Consider the following 20,085-nt stretch of genomic DNA (forward strand, 5'->3'; position numbering starts at 1 on the left):
TCTGATCGTGCGCCAGGTGACTTCTGCTCTCGGTTTGACCTCACTGGGCGGCCATCCCCAGATGGTTCGCCCCCTGATCGCGCCGATGGCTGAAGGCGCGGCCGAGACCGAACATGGCCCACTGACCAACAGGGCCAGGTTTCGCATCCGCGGCATGGCGGCCGGCACCGACAACATCGGCCTGTTCTTCGGCGAGGACATCTTCATCGCCATCGGCTCAATCGTCCTGATCGTCGGCTTCCTGGAACAGGCCGGAGTGCGGGTCGAGGCCCTGCACGTCTCGCTGTGGGCCATCCCCACCGCCATCGTCGCCTTGCTGGTCCACGGCTCACGCCTGCTGATGTTCGACCGTCAGGTCCGGAAGGATATGACCGTACCTGATGTCCTCGAGGGTGAGGCGGCCGGGCAATGATCACGCTGGAACACGCCTATGTCGCGACAGGCCTGATGTTCGCGGCCTTCTCGATCCTCAGCTTGCGCGACCCGTTGAATCCGACCCGGTACCGCAGCGCCCTGTTCTGGGGCCTGATCGCCGTCGCCCTGCTGTTCGGCTCGTCGCTGGGCGACTTCGGCAACGGCCTTCTGGTCATCGCCCTGGTCGTCATCGGCGCGATGGGCAGGCTGGGCGTCGGCAAGCCCGTCACCACGACCGGCGAGCAACGTCAGGCCAGCGCCTCGCGCTGGAAGAACGCCCTGTTCGTGCCGGCGCTGATGGTGCCCCTGGTCGCGGTCGGCGGCACGCTTTTGGCTAAATACACGACGGCCGGGGCCTGGCTGATCTCGCCGGTGCAGACGACACTGATCTCGCTAGGCCTGGGCTGCGTCGTCGCCTTGGTGGTCGCCCTGATCTGGTTCCGACCGCCGGTCATGGCCCCGGTGCAGGAAGGCCGTCGCCTGATGGACTCCATCGGCTGGGCCGCGCTGCTGCCGCAGATGCTGGCCTCGCTGGGTGCGATCTTCCTCGCCGCCGACGTGGGTCAGGTGGTCGGCGATCTGGTGGCCCAGGTCATCCCCATGACCTCGGCCTTCCTCGCCGTCTTCGCCTATTGCGCCGGCATGGCCCTGTTCACAATCATTATGGGCAACGCCTTTGCCGCCTTCCCTGTGATGACCGCCGCCATAGGCTTGCCCATCGTGGTGCACCAGTTCGGCGGCGATCCGGCCATCGTCTGCGCTATCGGCATGCTGGCCGGTTTCTGCGGAACCCTGATGACGCCGATGGCCGCCAACTTCAACGTCGTGCCGGCCAATCTGCTGGAACTGCCGGACCGCAATGCGCCTCTGAACGGCGTTATCCGCGCCCAGCTGCCGACTGCGGCCATCATGCTCGTGGTTAATATCCTGCTGATGTATGTCCTCGCCTTCCGGTTCTGATCATGCCCGCTTGCCCTTCTCAGGCGCTCGACGCCGCCCTCGCCTCCCGCTTCGCCTCGACCGCGCTCGGCCATGTGACGCGCGAATATCCCAACATCATCCAGCATGTGCTCTCGGGACCGCAGGATGCGCAGACCCCGCGCGCGCTGCATCCGATCTTCTTCGGCAGCTTCGATTGGCACTCCTGCGTCCACGGCTGGTGGACCCTGTTCACCCTGTATCGTCTCCATCCCGAGATGCCGGAGGCCGAGGCCATCCGCGCCAAGGCCGACAGCCTGTTCACGCCCGCAAACGTCGCCAGCGAGGCCGCCTATCTCGCCCGTCCCGAGGCGCGCGGGTTCGAGCGTCCCTACGGCTGGGCCTGGCTGTTGATGCTGACCGCCGAACTGGCGCGGCATGACACGGATGAAGGCCGCCGTTGGTTCGAGACCCTGCAACCGCTGGCCCGGGTCTTCGCCGAACGGTTCAAGGCCTTTCTGCCGCTGGCTGACTATCCGGTGCGGGTCGGGACCCACACCAACACCGCCTTCGCCCTTCGTCTGACCCTGGACTATGCGGACGCCCACGACGCCGACCTGGCCGCCCTCTGCCGCAAGGTCGCCCTGGCCTGGCACGCGAACGATCGAGACTGCCAGGCCTGGGAGCCGTCCCAGGACGAGTTCCTGTCTCCGGCCCTGATGGTGGCGGAGCTGATGCGGCGCATCCTGCCGCCGGACAATTTCCAGAGCTGGTTCGCCGCCTTCCTGCCCGGTCTCGCGGCGCATGAGCCGGCGACCCTGCTGTCGCCCGCCCGCGTCAGCGACCGCAGTGACGGCAAGATCGCCCATCTGGACGGACTCAATCTCAGCCGTGCCTGGTGCTGGCGCGGCGTCGCCTCTGCCCTTCCTGGCGACTCTCCGGTCTGCGCCATCGCCGCTGACGCGGCCGATCGCCATCTTGATGTCGCGCTTGAGCATGTCACTGGCGACTATATGGGCGAGCACTGGCTGGCCAGCTTCGCCCTTCTCGCGTTCTTGCAGAAGAAAGGGTGGGCCGTCAGCCCGTGAACCAGAACCCCGACGCCATTCGTCTATCGCTGAACGCGAGAGTTTGCCGTTTCAAATCATCAATGTCCGAGACGCGCCATGAGCGGTCGTGACGAACCTGCCGTAAACACGACGTTCCGCGGGTGAGTTGGGCGTCTGCATTAAGGCGCAATGCCAACGGTCAAAGCCGATCCATTGCGGACCTTCAGCTTGCGGCCCGGTGTGCCGAGGTATTCGTCGATCGACGGGCGGCCCCTCTGGTATTCGACGGTGACAGTGAAATGGCCGCTGTATCTGCTGTCGGTAGCAAGGCGAGCAGTTGGGGCGGCGAACGCTGACGCGTTTGCGCCATGACTCGCACAAAGTCGATCAAGAGCATCCTGATACAGCTTAATGACCGTCATAAGTGTCGGCGATGTTGGGCTGCCCGAACTCGTGCCAGTCAGGGAGTCCACATCTATGTACTCCGCTGGTGAACCCGCTGCTTTTCGCGAAAATGTCTATCTCGTAGTAGCCTACCAGCAGGCATATGCCGCTCCCGAGCGAGTCAGCGATAATAGGTCCGATGGATTTGAGTTCGCCGAACTTCAGCGCAAAATGCAGCAATCTGCAAAGGTCTTAAAAGGTGGAGATCGGAGCGGCTCACTGAATGACGCTTCGGTCTGATGGCGGTTCTCGCGGGCCACATCGATGCGCCTTGGCCGACCATTGACGGCAGTGCTGCCTGACAGCACCCCCTTTTAGTCTCAGGCATTCAGGCATGTGATGCAGACGGACTACGACAGAGAAGTGGTCACGGCCGCGCTCGGACTTCGAAATCGAGCGTCCAACGGCCCTCCCCGGCTCGGCGAAAATCGGCGATACGGGCGGCGATCTGGCGGTCCAGGCCGTCGAGCAGGGCGGTTCCGTTGGCGACCGAGGCCACTGTTGCATTGGTCTGCCAGAATGGACCGCTTTCGCCCTTTAGCGTGAAGCGCAGATGCACGGTGTCGTTGGATTTCGGCATAGGACGCTCAGACAGGAATTCTTTTCAAACAACAGTCAGCTCCATCGCACAAAGCGACGAGCAATCGGAGGCTCGGTGCGATCTCATAACGTCGCCGCGTCCTCGATTACACAGACAGCGCTTTTGCGACGACCGGGGCCAAGCCGTCTGCGATGATGCGCACTCCTTCAGCGTTGGGATGGATGCCGTCTGGCTGATTATAACGGCGATCCAGGGCCACGCCTTCCAGCAGGAAAGGATAGGTCGGAACATCTTCCTTGCGCGCCAGGTCCGCGAAGATGCGGTCAAACTCGACGGCGTAGGCGCCGTATTGAGGCGGGGCCTTCATCCCTGCGAGCAGGACGGGAATATCGCGCGCCTTCAGCGACGCGATGATCGACTCCAGATTGGATCTGACCGTTTGGGGGGGGACGCCCTGGAGCATGTCATTGCCCCCCAGGGCCACGATGCACAGGTCGGTGTCGTCCTGGACGCTGTAGCCGACCCGAGCCAGTCCGCCGCCGGTCGTGTCGCCCGAAACCCCGGCGCCGCGAACCCTCACCCGGAGCCCCTTTGCCCTCAACGCCTGTTCCAGGCGCACAGGCAGAGCCTCGGCGGAAGGTAGGCCGAATCCGGCGGTGATGGAATCGCCCAAGAGGGTCACGATCTTTTCCGGCCCGTCCGAAGGTGCGGCCGTGGGTGAAGGCGAGACCGAGGGCTTAGCTGGGGTCTCTGACGTGTCCTCTTTCGAGGCGCTGCATCCGGCGAGGACGAGCCCCACCCCTCCGGTCAGGAGCGTGCGGCGTGGAATGGACGGCATGGGTGAGGAGGGCTTTGGAGTCATGATCTGCGCCCCCATATAGGGATCGGCTTTCCTCACCCCAATCCAGCAGGCGACATATCGATGGCTTCAGCCGCTCCGCTCGTCCTCGACGGCGTCGTCCTCATCCTGCCCTCGGCGGCAGGACCCGTGGAAATCCTTCGCGGCGTGGACCTGGTCATAGCGCCGGGCGAGACGGTCGCCATCGTCGGTCCCTCCGGATCGGGCAAGTCGTCGCTGATCTCCATCGCCGCAGGGCTGGAAACCCCGACTCGAGGCCGAGCCATGCTGTTCGGTCAGGATATGGCCGCGCTGGGCGAGGACGGCCGCGCCCGCCTGCGTCGGGGACGCGCCGCTCTGGTTTTTCAAAGCTTCCACCTCCTGCCCAATATGACGGCCGAGGAAAATGTGTCCGCGCCGCTGGAGTTGGCCCACAGGCCGGGAGCAGTGGCCTTGGCGCGCAGCTGGCTGGAGCGGGTCGGCCTGGGCGCCCGGAGGTCGCATTATCCTCACCAGATGTCCGGCGGCGAGCAGCAGCGCGTCGCCCTGGCCCGCGCCCTGGCGGTCGGGCCCGAGCTTCTGTTCGCTGACGAACCGACCGGAAATCTGGACGGGACCAACGGCGCTTTGGTCGCCGACTTGCTGTTCGACCTCGTGCGCGACAGCGGCGCGGCCCTGGTCATGGTGACCCATGACGACCGTCTCGCCGCGCGCGCGGACCGGATCGTGACGATGCGCGACGGCCAGATCGTCGCCCCGGCGCAGGCCTCTGCATGAGGCTCGCCTTCCGCTTCGCCCGCCGCGAACTCCGTTCCGGAGTTGCGGGATTTCGAATCTTTCTGGCCTGTCTGGCGCTGGGCGTGGCGGCGATCGCCGCCTCGGGATCGACCGCAGAGGCCTTCCGCCAGGGGCTGGCCAGTCAGGCGCGGGAGATTCTCGGCGGCGATGTGGTGTTCAGCCTCGACCAGGGCCGGTTCAGCCCTGACCAACGCGCCGCCTTCGCCGCCTTGGGCCCCGTGGCCTATTCGGTGCGAGCCAACGGCATGGCCGAAACCGAAACCGGCGAGCGTCGTCTGGTCGATATGCGCGGGGTCGACGCCGCCTATCCCTTGGTCGGGGCGGTCGAAATGTCCGGCGCACCTGATCTGGCCACGGCCTTGCGCGTCGAGAACGGCTTAGCGGGCGCTGTCGTCGAACAGGCACTGCTGGACCGCTTAAATCTCAAGCTCGGCGACACCTTCACCGTCGGCGGCGCGCGGTTCGTCGCCCGCGCCGTCCTGCTGGCCGAACCCGACCGACTGGGTCGGGGCTTTGCACTAGGGCCGCGCGTGGTGACGACGGTTCCCGCCATCGAACAGGCCGGCCTGCTCGCGCCCGGCGGCCTGTTTGGCGAGGCGGTGCGCATCGCCCTTCCCGCTGGCGTCGATCCCAAGGCCGCCATCGCTGGCATCGAAAAGCGGTTTCCCCAAAGTCGGCTCGAAGCCCGGGATCGGTCCAAGGCCGCCGCCGGCGCCGGACGGCTGATCGATCAGTTGGAGTATTTCCTGGGCTTCATCGGTCTTGCGTCCCTGGTGGCCGGCGGGCTCGGCGTCGGGGGCGCTGTCTCGGCCTATCTTGAGGGGCGCAAACCGTCGATCGCGACGCTGAAGGCGCTCGGCGCCGAGGGCGGGCTGATCCGCGACATCTACCTGATCCAGATCGGCGTGTTGGCGGCCGTCGGGGTCGCTATCGGGCTGTTGATCGGAGCCGTCGCGCCGCTCGTCATCGGCGTGCTGGCGAAGGACAGCCTGCCCATCCCCGCCCTCTTCGCAGTCTATCCGGCGCCACTGGTCAAGGCCGGAACATTCGGCCTTCTGGCGGCCGCCGCCTTCGCGCTCGCGCCCCTGGCCCGCGCCCGCGCCACGCCGCCTTCCGCCTTGTTTCGTCGCCAGCTTACCGACCGACCTATTCTCGGCGTCGAGCTGGTCTTCGCTGTCCTGGCCGCCATCGGGCTGGCGGGGCTGGCCCTTTGGACCGCGCCGTCCAAACTTGCAGCGGCGGCCTTGATCGGCGGCACGGTCGTCGCCTTCGCCCTTCTGTGGGCGCTCGGCCGTACGGCGGCCTTCCTGGCCGGGCGTTTGAGACGACACGCCGGCGGGGCGGTGCGGCTGGGACTGGCCAATCTCGCCGGGCCGCGCTCGGCGGCGCGCACCGCCTCCCCCGCCATCGGCCTGGGCGTCGCGCTTCTGGCCATGGTCGTCCTGATCCAGTCCAGCCTGCTGGGCCAGATCACCGAGGTCGCACCACGATCAGCCCCATCCGTCGTCTTCACGGAAATCCCCGCCGATCGCGGCGCGGCGTTCGATGCGGCGGTGGCGAAGGTGATGGCGAGGCCCGGACCGGATCGCTACCGGCGCCTTCCCCTGCTGACCGGGCGGATCGTGCGGTTGAAGGGCGCGCCGGTCGATGTGGACGCCCTGCCTCAAGGCGAACGCTGGGCCTTCGATCAGGACATTCTCCTGTCCGCCCTGGCCGGCGCGCCGGACGATGCCAATGTCGTGTCCGGCAAATGGTGGGCCGCAGACTACGCCGGTCCGCCTCAGATCGCACTCTCGCGGGATCTGGCCAAGGCCGCTAATCTCAAGGTGGGCGACAGCCTGACCCTGCAACTGCTGGGCCGCGAGATGGACGTACGCATCGCCGCCCTTCGTCGGACCGAGCCGGGCGGGTTCGGGACCAACTTCCTGCTCGTCCTCAACGCCGCCGCCATCGAAGGTGCCAATCCGCGCAGCGTCGCCATCGCCCGCGCCTCCCCCGCCGAAGAACGCGCCCTGACCCAGGCGCTTGGCGCGGACTTCCGAGAGGTGAACATCATCAGCGTCCGCGAGCAGCTCGAGGCCGCCGCCACCCTGTTCGACCGCCTCGCCCTGGCCATTCGCGGGGCCGCGGCCGTCGCCGGTCTCGCGGGCCTGCTCGTTCTTATCGGAGCTATTGCGGCGGGCGTGCGCGAGCGGGCGCGCGAGGCCGCCGTACTCAAGGTGCTGGGCGGCTCCCACACCCAAATCCTGACCGCCTACCTCGTTGAATACAGCCTGGTCGGCGCCATCGCCGGTCTGGCCGGCCTGCTTCTCGGCGCCGCCGGGGCCTGGCCTGTCGTGACCCTCGCGTTCAAGGCGACCTGGAGCGTGGACTGGACCGGCGTCGTTCTTCTTCTCACCAGCGCCACGGGGGTCGCGGCTCTGGGCGGCGGTGTGGCGGCCCTGCACGCCCTGTCGCGTCGCCCGGCGCCGGCTCTTCGGTCGGATTGATCGGAATGGTAACGTCCAGTTCGCCTGGATGCCGGTTCGGAAAATTAAGCACGCTGCATAGCGGCTAGCGTCGTCCTATGACGGCAGCTCTATCGATCCGCCTCGCCTGCGGGTGCGTCAGACGCTTGCCCCGCGAAAAGTCTGCGCGACCAGGTCCGCGCGATCCGAAGGTAGCTAAGCGGGCGTCTTCCGGCTGAAGCATTGTGCGGGGATTGCCGTCGCGGCCGGTGTACCACATCTCGGTCCAGCCCGCCGGCGCGATATGGTCGTCCATCCAGCAGTCGAGGAAGGTCGCTGCGCCGACAAACTTCGGATCGCCGTACCGACCATCAGGGAAGGTGCTGGACGGTCGCCAAGGGCGTCCCAAAAACACGGAATGCCGCAGGACGCCGGCGTCCCTGGTGAGACGGCAATCGTGGAAGACAAAGCCGTAGTCCTGCTCGATCGGCGTGCTTGGCGCGGCGATGTAGCCTTCGACCGGATCGGCGGGACGCAGTCGCGATCGGATTTCGCAACGTTCGAACCAGGCGCGCCCGCCGCCGAAGATGAAGTCATAGCTGCCAGTGATCAGGCAGTTTTCGAACAGGGTCGCGCCCGCGTCGGGGAACAAGGTGTCCTGATAGCTGAGAATATCGCAGTTGCGGACGACTGCGCGATCCGACCCCTTGTCCATCATCAAAGCCACGGCCTGGGGCCCTGCGCCATTGTGAGAGTGCAGGCCGTTCGGCTTGGTCATTTCCGCCAGACCGTCGAAGGCATTGTTGATCGTCAGGTTCTCGGCGTGAAAATCGGGCGCGCGGACGAACAGGGTCGGGGTGCGGAATGTGCCCCACATCCGCCCATCCGGCGCCGCCAATCCCGATGCCGCCAGGTGATTGATCACCGAGCCTGACCGATCCTCGCCGATCAGATGAACGAAGGGCTTATCCACCACGACTTGCTCGGTCCAGATGCCGCGCGTGATCAAGATGCGAAAAGGCTTCGATCCGTCTGCCGGTGCGGCGGCGATGGCGGCGGAAAGGGTGGGATAGGCCGGCGCGCCGACCCGACGACCGGCATCCTCAGTCCCAACCACGGCGTCGTATCCAGCCGTCGCAGCCCAGGATCGACCGGACGCCATGATCGGTAGGGCGACGGCGGTGGCGAGCGCCTGACGGCGCGAAAGGGACAAACGCATGCTGGTTCCGAATGGAAAAAGAGGGCGCTGACCGGCGAGCCGTTCAGCGCCCAGTCTCCCGGGGGAGGTGGGAGTGTCTTAGAAGGTGTAGCGGACGCCGAAGTTGTACTGCCTTCCAGTGTGCGAATAGACGTAGATGCTATCCCGGCGACTGTCCGTGTACTGCTCATTGAAGGCGTCGGTCAGGTTCAAGCCTTCGAACGTCACCTTGATGCGGTCCGTCAAGGCATAGGAGGCCGACGCGTCCACCGTCACGATGTCACGCACGCCATCGATGTCATTGGTGCTGGTACCGCTGGGGACCGCGGTCAGATAGCGATCGCGATAGGCGGCCGAGACGCGGGCGCTGAACAGATCGTCTTCGTAATAGAGGGTGGCGTTGTAGGCGGTCTTCGAAAGGCCGAGCAGATCATTTTCGACGAAGCCCGTCGGCGATCGCGAGGAAATATAGCTGATCTTGGAGTCCACCAGCGTGACGTTGAAGATGGTGCCGAGATTGTCGAACGGCCCGGGCAGGAAGGTGAAGGGCTGTTGGTAGCTGATCTCGATTCCCTTCAGCGGACCGCCTTCGGTGTTCACCGGCTGGCTGAACAGGAAGACGTCGCTGGGCGAAACACCCAGGCCGTTCAGCAACTCCAGCGGCAAGCCGGACTGATTGAAAGGCTGGGAGGTTCGAGAGGTTTGAATGTAGCTTTCGATGTCCTTGTAGAACAGGCCGACTGACAGCAGGGCGTCAGGCGCGAAATACCATTCCGCCGACAAATCGTAGGTCGTGGCGCGGATGGGATCCAAATACGGATTGCCCGAGCTGACGCTGAACACGCCGACCGTGCTGAGGCTGCCGCCCGGCGTCACACTGCCGAGGTTTGGACGGGTCATGACCTTGGCGGCGCCGAACCGCACCAGAAAGTCCGGCGTGACTTCGGCCGTCAGATTCAGTGCCGGCAAAACGTCGTCATAGTCGCGATCGACTGTCGTCTGCTGCGCGGCGCCGGCCACCAGTTGATAGCCGGTCGAGCTCTGCTTCGTCTTGACGTAGCGCACACCGATATCGCCGCGGACTGGCACGCCGCCGAGCTCGGTGTCGAAGTCGAGCTGCAGGTAGGCCGCCGAGTCCTTCTCGGTCACATTGCGAATGTTGCCGCGCGCATTGGCATTGGAGGCGCCGCTGAGTTCGAACAGTCCCGTGCCGCTGTAAATGTTAAACAGGTCGGCAAAGGCGTTGAGGTTCGGCGCGATCCAGTTGGTGACGGTGCCGTTCGGTGCGCCAAGATTGCGACCAAACCCGCTGACCAACTCGGTCAGGCTGGCCAGGGTCACGCCTGCAGGCAGTTGCGGCACCACGCCTTCGTTGACCCGCGCCAGCGCCCAGGAGTCGAACTCGTATTCCTTGTAGTTAACCCCGGCCTTTAGCGTCAGCGACGGCGTCAGATCGTAGCCGCCGTCGAGTTGCGCGGTCTTGATCGTGTTGGTGACGCCCTGCGGCCGTAGTCGGATTTCCGAGCGCGGGGCCCCGAAGTTGTAGGCCAGCGGATCGGTCACGTCATAACCGAACCGGATCAATGGCGCGTTGCGGTTTTCGCGATAGTCGTATGAATAGTTGTCCGAATTTTCGCGGTTCAAAATGACCGTCGTCTGGATCGGATTGTCAAAATCAGACTTGGAATAGCCCACCAAGCCCTTGATCCTAACCCGGTCGCTGAACGCGTGCTCCAGGCTCAGTGTCCCTTGCGTGTATTTGGTGTCGAGCTCGTCGTAGCGAGTTTCAGTCTCCACATCGACGTCATCGAACAGGCCGTAGACCATGTCGCCTTTGGCATCGATGACGCCGTCGCGCACGATGATTTCTGGTCGGCCGCCCTGCGACGCGTTGCGCGCGAAGGACAGGGCTTCCAGCCAGTTTTCCTGACGGGTGGCTTTGAAGTCGGAGTAGAGCAGATCAAGATTGATCAGCGTCTGTTCCTGCGGCCGGAACTGCACCGATCCCGTCAGGCCTAAGCGCTCCTGATCGTGCGTCAGGCGTCCGTAGCGCGGAAAACGAGGCGTATAGACATCGGCCCGCCTCGCATCGGCAAAGGGTGATGCGGGGTTATAGCCCCCAGCCTCGGTCCCGTTGAGCCAGCCGCCGGAACCATGTCCTTCCTCCAGAAGCCGACGTTTGGTGTAGGCCATCGAGACGAGGGCTCCGAGACGCCCATCCATCCAGGTATTGCTGGCGAGGGCCGCAAATCGCGGGTCCCATTCCCGGGACAGATCATTGTAGCCGTATTGGCCCGACACAACGAGGTTGGCGCCGGCGTAGTCGAACGGACGACCGGTCTGCAGATCGACCGTAGCCCCCAACGACCCCTCTTCCGTCTCGGCCGAGGCGGTCTTGCGGACCGTGATGCTGTTGAAAAGCTCGGACGCGAAGACATTGAAGTCGAAGGCTCGGTTGCGGTTGGCGCCGCCTGAGCTGTCCGTGCCCGACGCGGTGCTCTGTCCCTCGACGCCGTTGATGCGCACGCGCGTGAATTGCGGCCCCAGCCCTCGCACCGTGATCTGACGGCCTTCGCCAGCGTCGCGTGCGATGGAGACGCCAGGCACCCGTTGAATGGACTCCGCAAGGTTGGCGTCCGGAAAATCGGCCATATCCTCGGCCTTGATCACATCGACGACGCCATTAGCTCGTCGCTTGGCCGTCAGCGCGCTGCCCAGCGACGCACGGAAACCGGTTACCACGATAGTTTCAACTTCGTCCGCCTGGTCTTCGACCTCGCTCCCCTGGGCGACGGTTTGGGGCGCGACGCTCGCGCCGGCGAGCACTGCCGTCCGGCCGTTGTTGGACGCCACCACCAGGTTGCTGCCCTGCAGGAGCCGGCCCAGCCCCTGATCAACCGAATAGACGCCTTGCACAGCGGCGGTCCGTTGCCCTGCGACCGCTTCGGTCGACGCCAGGATTTGAAGATCCGCTTGGCGTGCGAAGGCCGGCACGCCGGTCGAGGCAGGCTGCGCCGGGACATTGAACTGTATGGCCTGAGCCTGAACGGCGCCGGCACCGGCCAGCGCCATCGTGCTGACAGCGATCATCAGCGACGCCTTCGCGCCTTGGTTTCGCGACATGGCCATGCGTCGGCCCTCCCTTTTTCTGTTTCCTGGTTCCCGGACCCTTCTTCGAGGGTTCCGAGAGTCTCGATGTTCGACGATCGACTTTCCGTCGCCGGACAGAAAAGATTTATCCGGCGCCACCCAGCATGATGACATCTGCGCCCACCTTCACGCTCGCGTCATGGGCGACGCCCACCGCCTGGGCGAAGCTTTCCGGTTCATTGGTGCGGAACCATCCGACCACGGTACGGCCTTCCAGATCCGGATCGACGATCACGATCTTGCGGTTGTTGTAGCGGTTGAACTCAGCTGCCGCCGCGCCGATCGTGTCGCCATCCAGAACAATCTGCCCTTCTCGCCAAGACAGCGCTCGGTCCATTTCCAGCGGACGCTTCACCGGGCTGGACGCGCCGGCCTGGTCGCTGACGAACACCTGTTCACCGGCGGCGACGCGGCGGCGCATTTTTCCAGCGCCCTTGTCGCTCCAGACCTCCACGACGCCTTCCGTCACGCGAACTTCGGCCCCGCCGGACTTGCGGCGAACTGAGAAGGCAGTGCCGACCGCTTGGACGCGGACATCGCCCGCCGCCACGACGAAAGGCCGCGCTCGATCTTTTGCGACCTGAAACCACGCCTCTCCCTGATCAAGGATCACGGCGCGTTCGGCCTTCTGAAAGCGGATGTCCAATGTCGTGTCGGTGTTTATCGCCGCCATCGACCCGTCGGCCAAGGGCACGCGGCGAATCTCGCCCACCAAGGTCCGGTAGCGCTGACGCGACAAGATCGGCGTCAGAACGACCCCGGCCGCGACAGCCGCCGCCAATCCCATCCCCCCGAGAAGCACGCGACGGTCGGGCTTCGCCGGCGCCCGATGCGTTTGGGTCTGAGGCATGGGCTCGACCATCAAGGCCATGACCGCCCGCGCCCGCCACAAAGCGCCCTCACGACGGCTGTCGCCAGCCAGCCAGTCGTCCAAGGCCGCCTGGTCGGACGCGCTAATCACGTTTGCGTCCAGTCGAGCGGCCCAATTGGCCGCCGCCGCGTCGATCTCTGTGGAAGCTTCACGGCTCATGCACGCCGCTCCCCGGTCGATGATGGGGCGACATTAGCGTCAGCCTTTGCCAAGCCTGCCAGGACGGCTTTCAACCCGCGCGCAGCTTCGTTCTCGACCACGTTCTCCGACACGCCCAACTGGCGCGCGATCTCCTTTTGAGACAGCCCCAGCACGCGGCGCATCTCGAAGATGCGTCGGCTGCGTTCGGGCAATGTGGCGACGATCTTCATTACGCGTTCGAGTTCCTTGCGTCCCCCGGCGATACGCTCTGGCGACGGTTCGTCCCATTCGATGCGCAGGGCGTCGATTTCCGTCACGGCGTCGATCCGGACAATGCGGGCGCGGCGCATCTGCTCAAGCACGACAGACCGCGCGGTCTGGAAGAAATAAGCGCGAGGACTCTCGATCTGCTCGACCGCCTTCAGGTTGGCCAATCGGCAATACGATTCCTGAATGACATCATCGACATCGTTGGAGGTCACAAGCGATCGCCGAAGCCAAGCGCGAACATCCTGCTCGTGGGGCAAGATTTCATGCCCCAACCAGCGAACGCGCTCTCGTTCCGATTTTCCACCGCCTTGAGCCAATTTCAGTTCCCCCATGGGTCACGATGCGCGGCGGCGGCGTTTCCGTCAAAACGCGGCATTCGGGAGATGGTGAACGTAAAGAGATGGCTATGCGCAGTGCCTGGCGTTGTGAGGATGACGCTGACAGCCTTGAGTGATTTCAAGGCGAGACCAAAGCCACTAACGGCATGCTGGTGCGGCGTGCGGTACTGCCTCCTCCCCCCGCTGCACTCCCGACCCAGAGATCCGCCCCACAATAACCCTCAGGATCAGGGTGTGCGCCGCGAGTGCCGATATGCCCCGTGCGGTGTGGCTGGACAGGCGAATACTCAGCCAGATTTGGCTGAAGCGATAGTGCAATGTACTGTCGAAGAGCGGACATTGCCAACTGCCGCCATGAGCCATCAGCCGACTAAACCTTTGCAGCTTCTGCGCCGGGAGGCTCAGGCCGCATAGGTGGCGCCGCCCGCCTGATATCTCGGCGGGCGGGCAACGTGCATCTTGCACCGGGCAACCTGACAGCACCATTCAGCCCGTGCAGGTTAATCCAACAACGTTTATGTCCGGGCTGATCGAAATAGGGTCATAACAACCGCAGCAGCAGCGAAACACGCTGCTGCTGCGACGTAGAGGCCCCGGATATCAAAACCTACACGTTCCAGAATAAGGGCAGCGATTGGGGCCATCGCCTGCGGTAAGGCCACTGCCAGGTTGTTGAGGCCCATATCCCGACCACGATTGTCTTGGGTGGGAAGGGCGTCCGCCATCAATCCCATTTCCACGGATCCATAGGCCCCCTGCCCCACTCCATAGAGCGCGAAGGCGAGGATCACGACTGTCCATGACGGCGTGATCGCCAAGGCGAGGGCCCCGAAGCTAAGGGCCACTGCTCCTATGACAGCAATGGGTTGACGCCGCGTGATGCGCGCCCCGAACAGCGCCATTGTGATAGCAATGATTACGACGCTCGCAAACGCTACGCCCGTCAGCACAGCATGTGACCGTTCCGGACTACGCCCTGGCCATCCAACGGCATCGGTGACGAAATACAGCAGGTAAGTGCTGACGAGAGCATAACCGGTCGCAATCAGGAGGCGAGCAGTCCAGACCGTCGCGAAACTGCGGGATTCGAACGGGGCTAGCAGATGTCCGGTCCTGCCAGAGTAGGCTGACGGCGCACTGCCTTGTCGTTCCGAAGACGGCTCGTCGAAAACGATGAGGAAGAAAGCGGCCGCACCGATAAGAATACCCGCCAAAAGCGCTAATCTGCCGGGTTCGTGCTGCGGACCGAGCGCCATCAGACTGGAGCCCAGAGCGACAGCGAGCGGATACGACAGTCCCAGCATCGCCGAGACTGTACTTCTCAGCAAAATCGGTACGCGATCCGCAAACACAGCTGAGAGCGGAGCCATGAGCACGTTGAACGCAAGTTGAAATCCGACCAAGGCCCATACGAATTCGTCCGGCGTCGACGACCGCCATATGCCAACGTAGCTTAAAACCGTCAGCACCGCTCCGAGCGCAATCCAAGGTCGGCGACGCCCGAACCGCGAACGCGTCCGGTCGCTGATCGCGCCCATGGCGATATTCGCCACGGCGGCCGTGATCGCGCCCCAGACCATGGCCCGGCTAAGGATTTCCGTTTTACCTCGGGCGTCAAGAGCGGCGGCGTGGAGCGGAGCGACGATTTGGAACAGGGGCGCTAGACCGATGAAGGCGGCAAGGAACAGCACCAAATACGCCGCCAACACCAGAGACGTGCGACGGGTTTGAGAACGGTTGGAAACTTCACCCTCCTCCATCGAGCGGCGCCGCCTCTATGGCACGTGGCCCGACGCGCTTGCTAGCGCGATCATCGCGTCATCCGGTGTGAGTAGCTGCAACAAAATGCGATCAGCAAATCACTTGTGACAACGCTGTCAGATGCTAGGGTTTTTGCGAGGATCGTGCGGCACGTCGGCGTATGGGCGTCGCTCATGAAAGTACACAGGCCTTGAGGGAGGTTGGGGTGAGAAAGAGATCGAGCGCGAGCGTCGCGGCCGTGGCCCTAGCGGCCGCCTTCGGTGCGGCACAGGCGGAGACGGAGACCAGCGCCGTCCGGATGAGCCAGATCGGGTTCGAAACCCAAGGGCCGAAGACGGCAACGGTCGAGGATCGGGCCACCCGCCCCCTGCCTTGGCGCGTGGTGGACCCGGCGGGCGCTAACGTGGCCCAAGGCACGTCCAAGGTCTTCGGCCAAGACGCCGCCTCGGGCCAAGCCGTGCATACGGTTGACTTCCAATCTCTGCAGACCGTTGGCGAAGGCTATCGGCTGATCGTGGGATCGCACGAGAGCCGCCCCTTTTCGATTCAGCAGCATCCGCACGCGCGACTGAAGTACGACGCCCTGGCCTATTTTTATCAGAATCGAGCGGGTGTGCCGATCCTGGCGGATCATGTCGCGCGGCCGGATCTGGCGCGTGCGGCCGGGCACCAGCACGAGGTCGCGGCCTGCTTCTCGGGCGCGGACACGGCCGGCGTGGTCTGGCCCGGATGCGACTATACGTTGGACGTCACCGGCGGCTGGTATGACGCCGGCGACCACGGAAAATACGTCGTCAACGGCGGCATCTCGGTCTGGATGTTGTTGAACGCCTATGAACGCGCCATGACCAAGAGCGGCCCCGGCGCAAGCGCCTTTGCGGACGGCAAGGTCGACATTCCCGAGGCCGGAAACGGCGTCAACGATCTGCTGGACGAGGCGCGTTACGAGATCGAGTTCCTGCTGAAGATGCAGATTGCCGACGGCGTGAAGCTGAAGGTCCCGGTCGGCGCCCAGGTGCCGGGTCAGCCGCTAACCCTGACCGAGATCGACGCCGGCGGCATGGTCCATCACAAGGTGCATGATGCGCAGTGGACGGGCCTGCCTATGGCCCCGGCGGACGATCCACAGCCGCGCCTTCTGTATTCGCCCAGCACGGCCGCGACGCTCAATCTCGCTGCAGTCGGCGCCCAATGCGCGCGGATCTGGCGTGACATCGATCCGGCCTTCGCGCGCCGATGTCTGACGGCGTCGCAACGGGCCTTCCGCGCGGCGCTGCGCAATCGCGACGTTCGGGCCGGAGAGAATTTCGCCGGCGGCGGCGCCTATGGCGACAACGACTTCTCGGACGAATTCTATTGGGCCACGGCCGAGCTTTTGGCCACCACGCGCAATCCGGCCTATCTGACCGCGCTGAAGACCTCGCCCTATTATCTGGGCGGACCGCTGTCGGGCAAAAGCGCGACTGGCGATCCGGGCTTTTCTTGGACGGCGTCGCTGGGATCGCTGACGCTGGCGACTGTGCCGGACGTTCTGCCGCCAGAGGATCTGGTCACCGTGCGCGCCAACATCGTGGCGGCGGCACGCGCCTATGTCGACGCCGGCTATGGTCAGGGCTACGGCCTGCCGGTCGCGGGCGAGAAATACGAATGGGGTTCGAACGGCGCCTTGATGAGCCGGGCTGTGATCCTAGGCTCTGCGTTCGACTACACCGGCGACTGGAATTTCCGCAACGCGGTGATCTGGTCACTGGACTATGTTCTCGGCCGCAATCCGATGGATCGGTCCTATGTGACCGGCTATGGTGATCGTCCGGTCCAGAACCCGCACCATCGCTTTTGGGCGCATCAGGCCGACCCTGCCTATCCCCTGCCCCCGGCGGGCGCCCTGTCGGGCGGGCCAAACAATCAGGCCATGATCGACGACGTGGCAAAGACCCTGGTCGGCAAATGTGCGGCCCAGACCTGCTGGGCCGACGACATCAACGCCTATGCCCTGAACGAAGTGGCGATCAACTGGAACGCGCCCCTGGTCTGGGTCGCCGCCTTCATCGACGACCATTGAGGTCGTCGCGAGCCCGAAACTTCCGCCGTTCTTCGGACGGCGGAAGCTAGCGTTTGAAACGCCTAGGCCATCTCTTCCAGTTCGCGACCGCGCGTCTCCTTCACCCAGGCTTGGACCAGGAAGAAGGAGATCAGGGCGCTGACCGCGTAGAAGCCATAGGTGAAGACCAGCCCCAGGGTGGCGGCCATCCACGGGAAGCTGACCGAGATGGCGAAGTTGGCGATCCACTGTGCAAAGCCGGCGACGGCCAGGGCCGAACCGCGCATCTGGTTGGGGAACATCTCGCCCAGCATAACCCACATGACCGGGCCCCAGCTGAAGTTGAAGAAAACCACATAGGCATTGGCCGCGATCAGGGCGATCAGGCCGGTCTGGTCGTTCAGGTGCAGCGATCCGTCGATCAGGGCGGCCTTGGAGAAGCACCAGGCGACGACAGCCAGGGTCACGAACATGCCGGCCGAACCGATCAGCAGCAGAGGCTTTCTGCCGATCTTGTCGATGACGGCGATGGCGGCCAGGCAGGCGGCGATCGACAAGACGCCGGACAGGATGTTGATCTGAAGGGCGTCGTTCTCGGAGAAGCCGACCGACTGCCACAGCACCGCGCCGTAGTAGAAGACGATGTTGATGCCGACCAGCTGCTGGAACACGGCTAGAATCAGCCCGGCCCAAACGATGGGGCGCACCTTCTTCGTCGCCGGGTCCAGCAGATCGGCGAACTTGGGCTTGTGGTCGGCCGCCAGCGAGGCGCGGATTTCCTGAACCTTGCGCGCGCCGGCGGCGGCGCCAAACAGTTTGGACAGCACGGCCTCGGCCTGAACGTCCTTCTTCTTGGCGACCAGAAAGCGCGGGCTTTCCGGGATGACCAGGAGGGCGATCAGATAGACGGCGGCGGGGATGACCTGCAGCCAGAACATCCAGCGCCAGGCGGGGAAGCCCAGCCAGAACTCGGCGGTCGATCCGCCCGCCGTCGCCGCCAGCACATAGTTGGCCACGAAGGCGCCGGTCAGGCCGGTGATGATCATGATCTGCTGCACCGACGACAGTCGGCCGCGGATCGAGGCCGGGGTCACTTCGGAGATATAGGCCGGCGACAGGACCGAGGCCGCGCCCACGCCCAGGCCGCCTATGAACCGGGCAATGATGAGGTGTGCCGAGCTGTCGGCCGCGCCCGCCCAGAAGGCGGAGATTATGAACAGGCCGGCGGCGATCTGCATCACCGTGCGACGGCCGATGGCGTCGGCCAAACGTCCCGCGATGAAGGCGCCGACGGCGCAGCCCAAGAGAATGGCGCCGACGTTGAAACCGGTGCCCAGGGCCGACAGGTTGAAGGCCGCCTCCAGCCCGTCCTGGGTGCCGTTGATGACGCCGGAATCATAGCCGAACATGAAGCCGCCGATGGTGGCGACCGCCACGATCAGAGCGATAAAGGCCATGTTGACGCGGTCGTCGCCCGCGATGTCGGGGCCTGAGCCCCCCGTCGGTCCTGCCATCTCGATATTCCCTCCGAAAGCCCGCAAAATGGTTCGGGCGTTATTCCTAAGCCTGCTGGCGTTCGGTGATACCCGGCAATTCGGGATCGGGCTCGTTCAACCCGCCCAGCTCGCCCCGCGCCCTCGCCTTCCGGCCGTAAACCCACTCGAACAGGGGCGAGGCCATCAGGGTGGTGATGATGGCCATCAGCACCAGGATGGAAAACACGGCCGGGCCGATGATCCCGCGCTGCAGGCCGATATTGATGATGATCAGCTCCATCAGGCCGCGCGCGTTCATAAGGGCGCCGATGCCCATGGCCGTGGCGTTGTCCTGCCCCGTCAGGCGCGCGGCGGCCCAGCAGGCGCCGCCCTTGGCCAGGATGGAGCCCAGCAGGATGACCACGGTCACGGCCAGCAGCCCCAGGCTGTTGACCATGGTCAGCCGGGTGTTCAGCCCCGAGAAGGTGAAAAACATCGGCAGCAGCACCAGCACGGCGAACGGCTCCAGCTGACGCTTCACCTCGTCGCTCAAGAGACCGCGCGGCATGGCGACACCCAGGATGAAGCCGCCGAAGACGGCATGGATGCCGACTGCGTCCATGGCCCAGGCGCTGAGCATGAACAGGATCAGCACGATCCCCAGCACGGTCGGGCTGAGGCGCCCTTCCCGCTCGACGATCCGGCCCAGCGGCGCCAGCAGCTTCGGTCCCAGCGTCAGCATGAACAGGGCGAAGGCGCCGCCCCCCGCGATGGCTGTCACCGCCACCATCGGCCCAGCGCCGAAGCTGGCCAAAACGATGGCCAGGACGCACCAGGCGCCGGCGTCGTCGATGGCGCCGGCCGCCAGCGAAAGCGACCCTAGCCGCGTGCCGCTGAGCCCCCTTTCATGAATGATGCGCGCCAGCATGGGAAAGGCCGTGATCGAGATGGCCGCGCCCATGAACAGCATGGCCTGCCAGGTCTGGATGCCTCGCCCGAACAAACCCTCAGCGACCAGCCAGGGCGCAATGGCTACGGCGACCAGGAAGGGCGCCGCCATGCCCGCTAGCGACACGGCGGCCGCGCTTTTCGCATTGGCCCTGAAGTGATCGCGACGGAAGCCCAGCCCGACCAGGAACATGTAGAGGCCGACGCCCAACTGGGCGCCGACGAACAGGATCGACCGCGACTCCTTGGGGAACAGGGCTGCCTGAAGATCGGGTGCCAGCAGGCCGAACAGCGACGGGCCAAGGATCACCCCGGCGATCATCTCGCCCACCACCTGCGGCTGGCCGAGGTAGCGTTTGGCCAGCCAGCCCACGATGCGGCAGGCGGCGATGATGATCGCCATCTGCAGGAAGAAGGCCACGCTCAGTTCAGCATTGGTCATG

General features: G+C 64.8%; 15 protein-coding genes. 6 read left to right on the forward strand and 9 right to left on the reverse strand.

Annotated features, from left to right (window positions below):
* The 3 genes from RT123_RS09595 to RT123_RS09605 form a co-directional block, all read left to right on the forward strand.
* The coding region (locus RT123_RS09595) for a 5-oxoproline transporter, DUF969 family subunit (RefSeq protein WP_313008907.1) at nt 1-412 on the forward strand (412 nt) is incomplete at its 5' end.
* Entirely contained in the window at nt 409-1,374 is a 966-nt protein-coding gene (locus RT123_RS09600; RefSeq protein WP_313008908.1) for a DUF979 domain-containing protein, read from the forward strand. The genes RT123_RS09595 and RT123_RS09600, both read left to right, overlap by 4 nt.
* A gap of 2 nt (nt 1,375-1,376) precedes the next feature.
* A complete protein-coding gene (locus tag RT123_RS09605) occupies nt 1,377-2,420 on the forward strand; it encodes a DUF2891 domain-containing protein (protein WP_313008909.1) in 1,044 nt (347 codons plus the stop codon).
* 772 nt (nt 2,421-3,192) lie between these two features.
* Here RT123_RS09605 and RT123_RS09610 read toward each other — a convergent pair.
* On the reverse strand, nt 3,193-3,405 hold the full coding sequence (locus RT123_RS09610; protein WP_161638586.1) for a hypothetical protein: 213 nt from the start codon (nt 3,403-3,405) through the stop codon (nt 3,193-3,195).
* Nucleotides 3,406-3,511: 106 nt separating this feature from the next.
* Nucleotides 3,512-4,048, reverse strand: a complete 537-nt coding sequence (locus tag RT123_RS09615; protein ID WP_313008911.1) for an arylesterase — start codon at nt 4,046-4,048, stop codon at nt 3,512-3,514.
* 240 nt (nt 4,049-4,288) lie between these two features.
* Here RT123_RS09615 and RT123_RS09620 point away from each other — a divergent pair, with 240 nt between their 5' ends.
* On the forward strand, nt 4,289-4,981 hold the full coding sequence (locus tag RT123_RS09620; protein ID WP_313008913.1) for an ATP-binding cassette domain-containing protein: 693 nt from the start codon (nt 4,289-4,291) through the stop codon (nt 4,979-4,981).
* Nucleotides 4,978-7,491 carry an FtsX-like permease family protein gene (locus RT123_RS09625; protein ID WP_313008914.1) on the forward strand — a complete coding sequence of 838 codons (2,514 nt, stop codon included), beginning with the start codon at nt 4,978-4,980 and terminating at the stop codon, nt 7,489-7,491. Before RT123_RS09620 ends, RT123_RS09625 begins: the two co-directional genes overlap by 4 nt.
* A 64-nt stretch (nt 7,492-7,555) precedes the next feature.
* On the opposite strand, the gene RT123_RS09630 is transcribed toward RT123_RS09625, so the two are convergent.
* From RT123_RS09630 to RT123_RS09650, 5 genes are all read right to left on the reverse strand, one after another.
* Nucleotides 7,556-8,668 (reverse strand): pectinesterase family protein, encoded by a 1,113-nt coding sequence (locus RT123_RS09630; RefSeq protein WP_313008915.1) that lies wholly within the window; start codon nt 8,666-8,668, stop codon nt 7,556-7,558.
* A 78-nt stretch (nt 8,669-8,746) separates the two neighbouring features.
* Complete coding sequence (locus RT123_RS09635; protein ID WP_313008917.1) at nt 8,747-11,896, reverse strand: TonB-dependent receptor; 3,150 nt, start codon at nt 11,894-11,896, stop codon at nt 8,747-8,749.
* The gene (locus RT123_RS09640; RefSeq protein WP_313008918.1) at nt 11,883-12,827 is read right to left on the reverse strand and encodes a FecR domain-containing protein; all 945 of its coding nucleotides are present in this window, start codon (nt 12,825-12,827) and stop codon (nt 11,883-11,885) included. The genes RT123_RS09635 and RT123_RS09640 overlap by 14 nt, the downstream gene beginning before the upstream one ends.
* Nucleotides 12,824-13,411: an RNA polymerase sigma factor gene (locus RT123_RS09645; RefSeq protein ID WP_055753921.1), complete on the reverse strand. Its 588-nt coding sequence runs from the start codon at nt 13,409-13,411 to the stop codon at nt 12,824-12,826. Before RT123_RS09645 ends, RT123_RS09640 begins: the two co-directional genes overlap by 4 nt.
* A gap of 521 nt (nt 13,412-13,932) precedes the next feature.
* The gene (locus RT123_RS09650) at nt 13,933-15,177 is read right to left on the reverse strand and encodes an MFS transporter (RefSeq protein WP_313008920.1); all 1,245 of its coding nucleotides are present in this window, start codon (nt 15,175-15,177) and stop codon (nt 13,933-13,935) included.
* Between the two features lie 206 nt (nt 15,178-15,383).
* Between RT123_RS09650 and RT123_RS09655 the strand changes: the two genes are divergently transcribed.
* Nucleotides 15,384-17,240 carry a glycoside hydrolase family 9 protein gene (locus tag RT123_RS09655; protein ID WP_313008921.1) on the forward strand — a complete coding sequence of 619 codons (1,857 nt, stop codon included), beginning with the start codon at nt 15,384-15,386 and terminating at the stop codon, nt 17,238-17,240.
* Nucleotides 17,241-17,302: 62 nt separating this feature from the next.
* Here RT123_RS09655 and RT123_RS09660 read toward each other — a convergent pair whose 3' ends face one another.
* Both RT123_RS09660 and RT123_RS09665 read right to left on the reverse strand, forming a co-directional pair.
* Complete coding sequence (locus tag RT123_RS09660; protein WP_313008923.1) at nt 17,303-18,733, reverse strand: sugar porter family MFS transporter; 1,431 nt, start codon at nt 18,731-18,733, stop codon at nt 17,303-17,305.
* Between the two features lie 46 nt (nt 18,734-18,779).
* On the reverse strand, nt 18,780-20,084 hold the full coding sequence (locus tag RT123_RS09665) for a cation:proton antiporter (protein ID WP_313008924.1): 1,305 nt from the start codon (nt 20,082-20,084) through the stop codon (nt 18,780-18,782).
* Between the last annotated feature and the right edge of the window lies 1 nt (nt 20,085).

This window comes from Brevundimonas vesicularis (assembly GCF_032067225.1).
Classification (GTDB): Bacteria; Pseudomonadota; Alphaproteobacteria; order Caulobacterales; family Caulobacteraceae; genus Brevundimonas; species Brevundimonas vesicularis_F.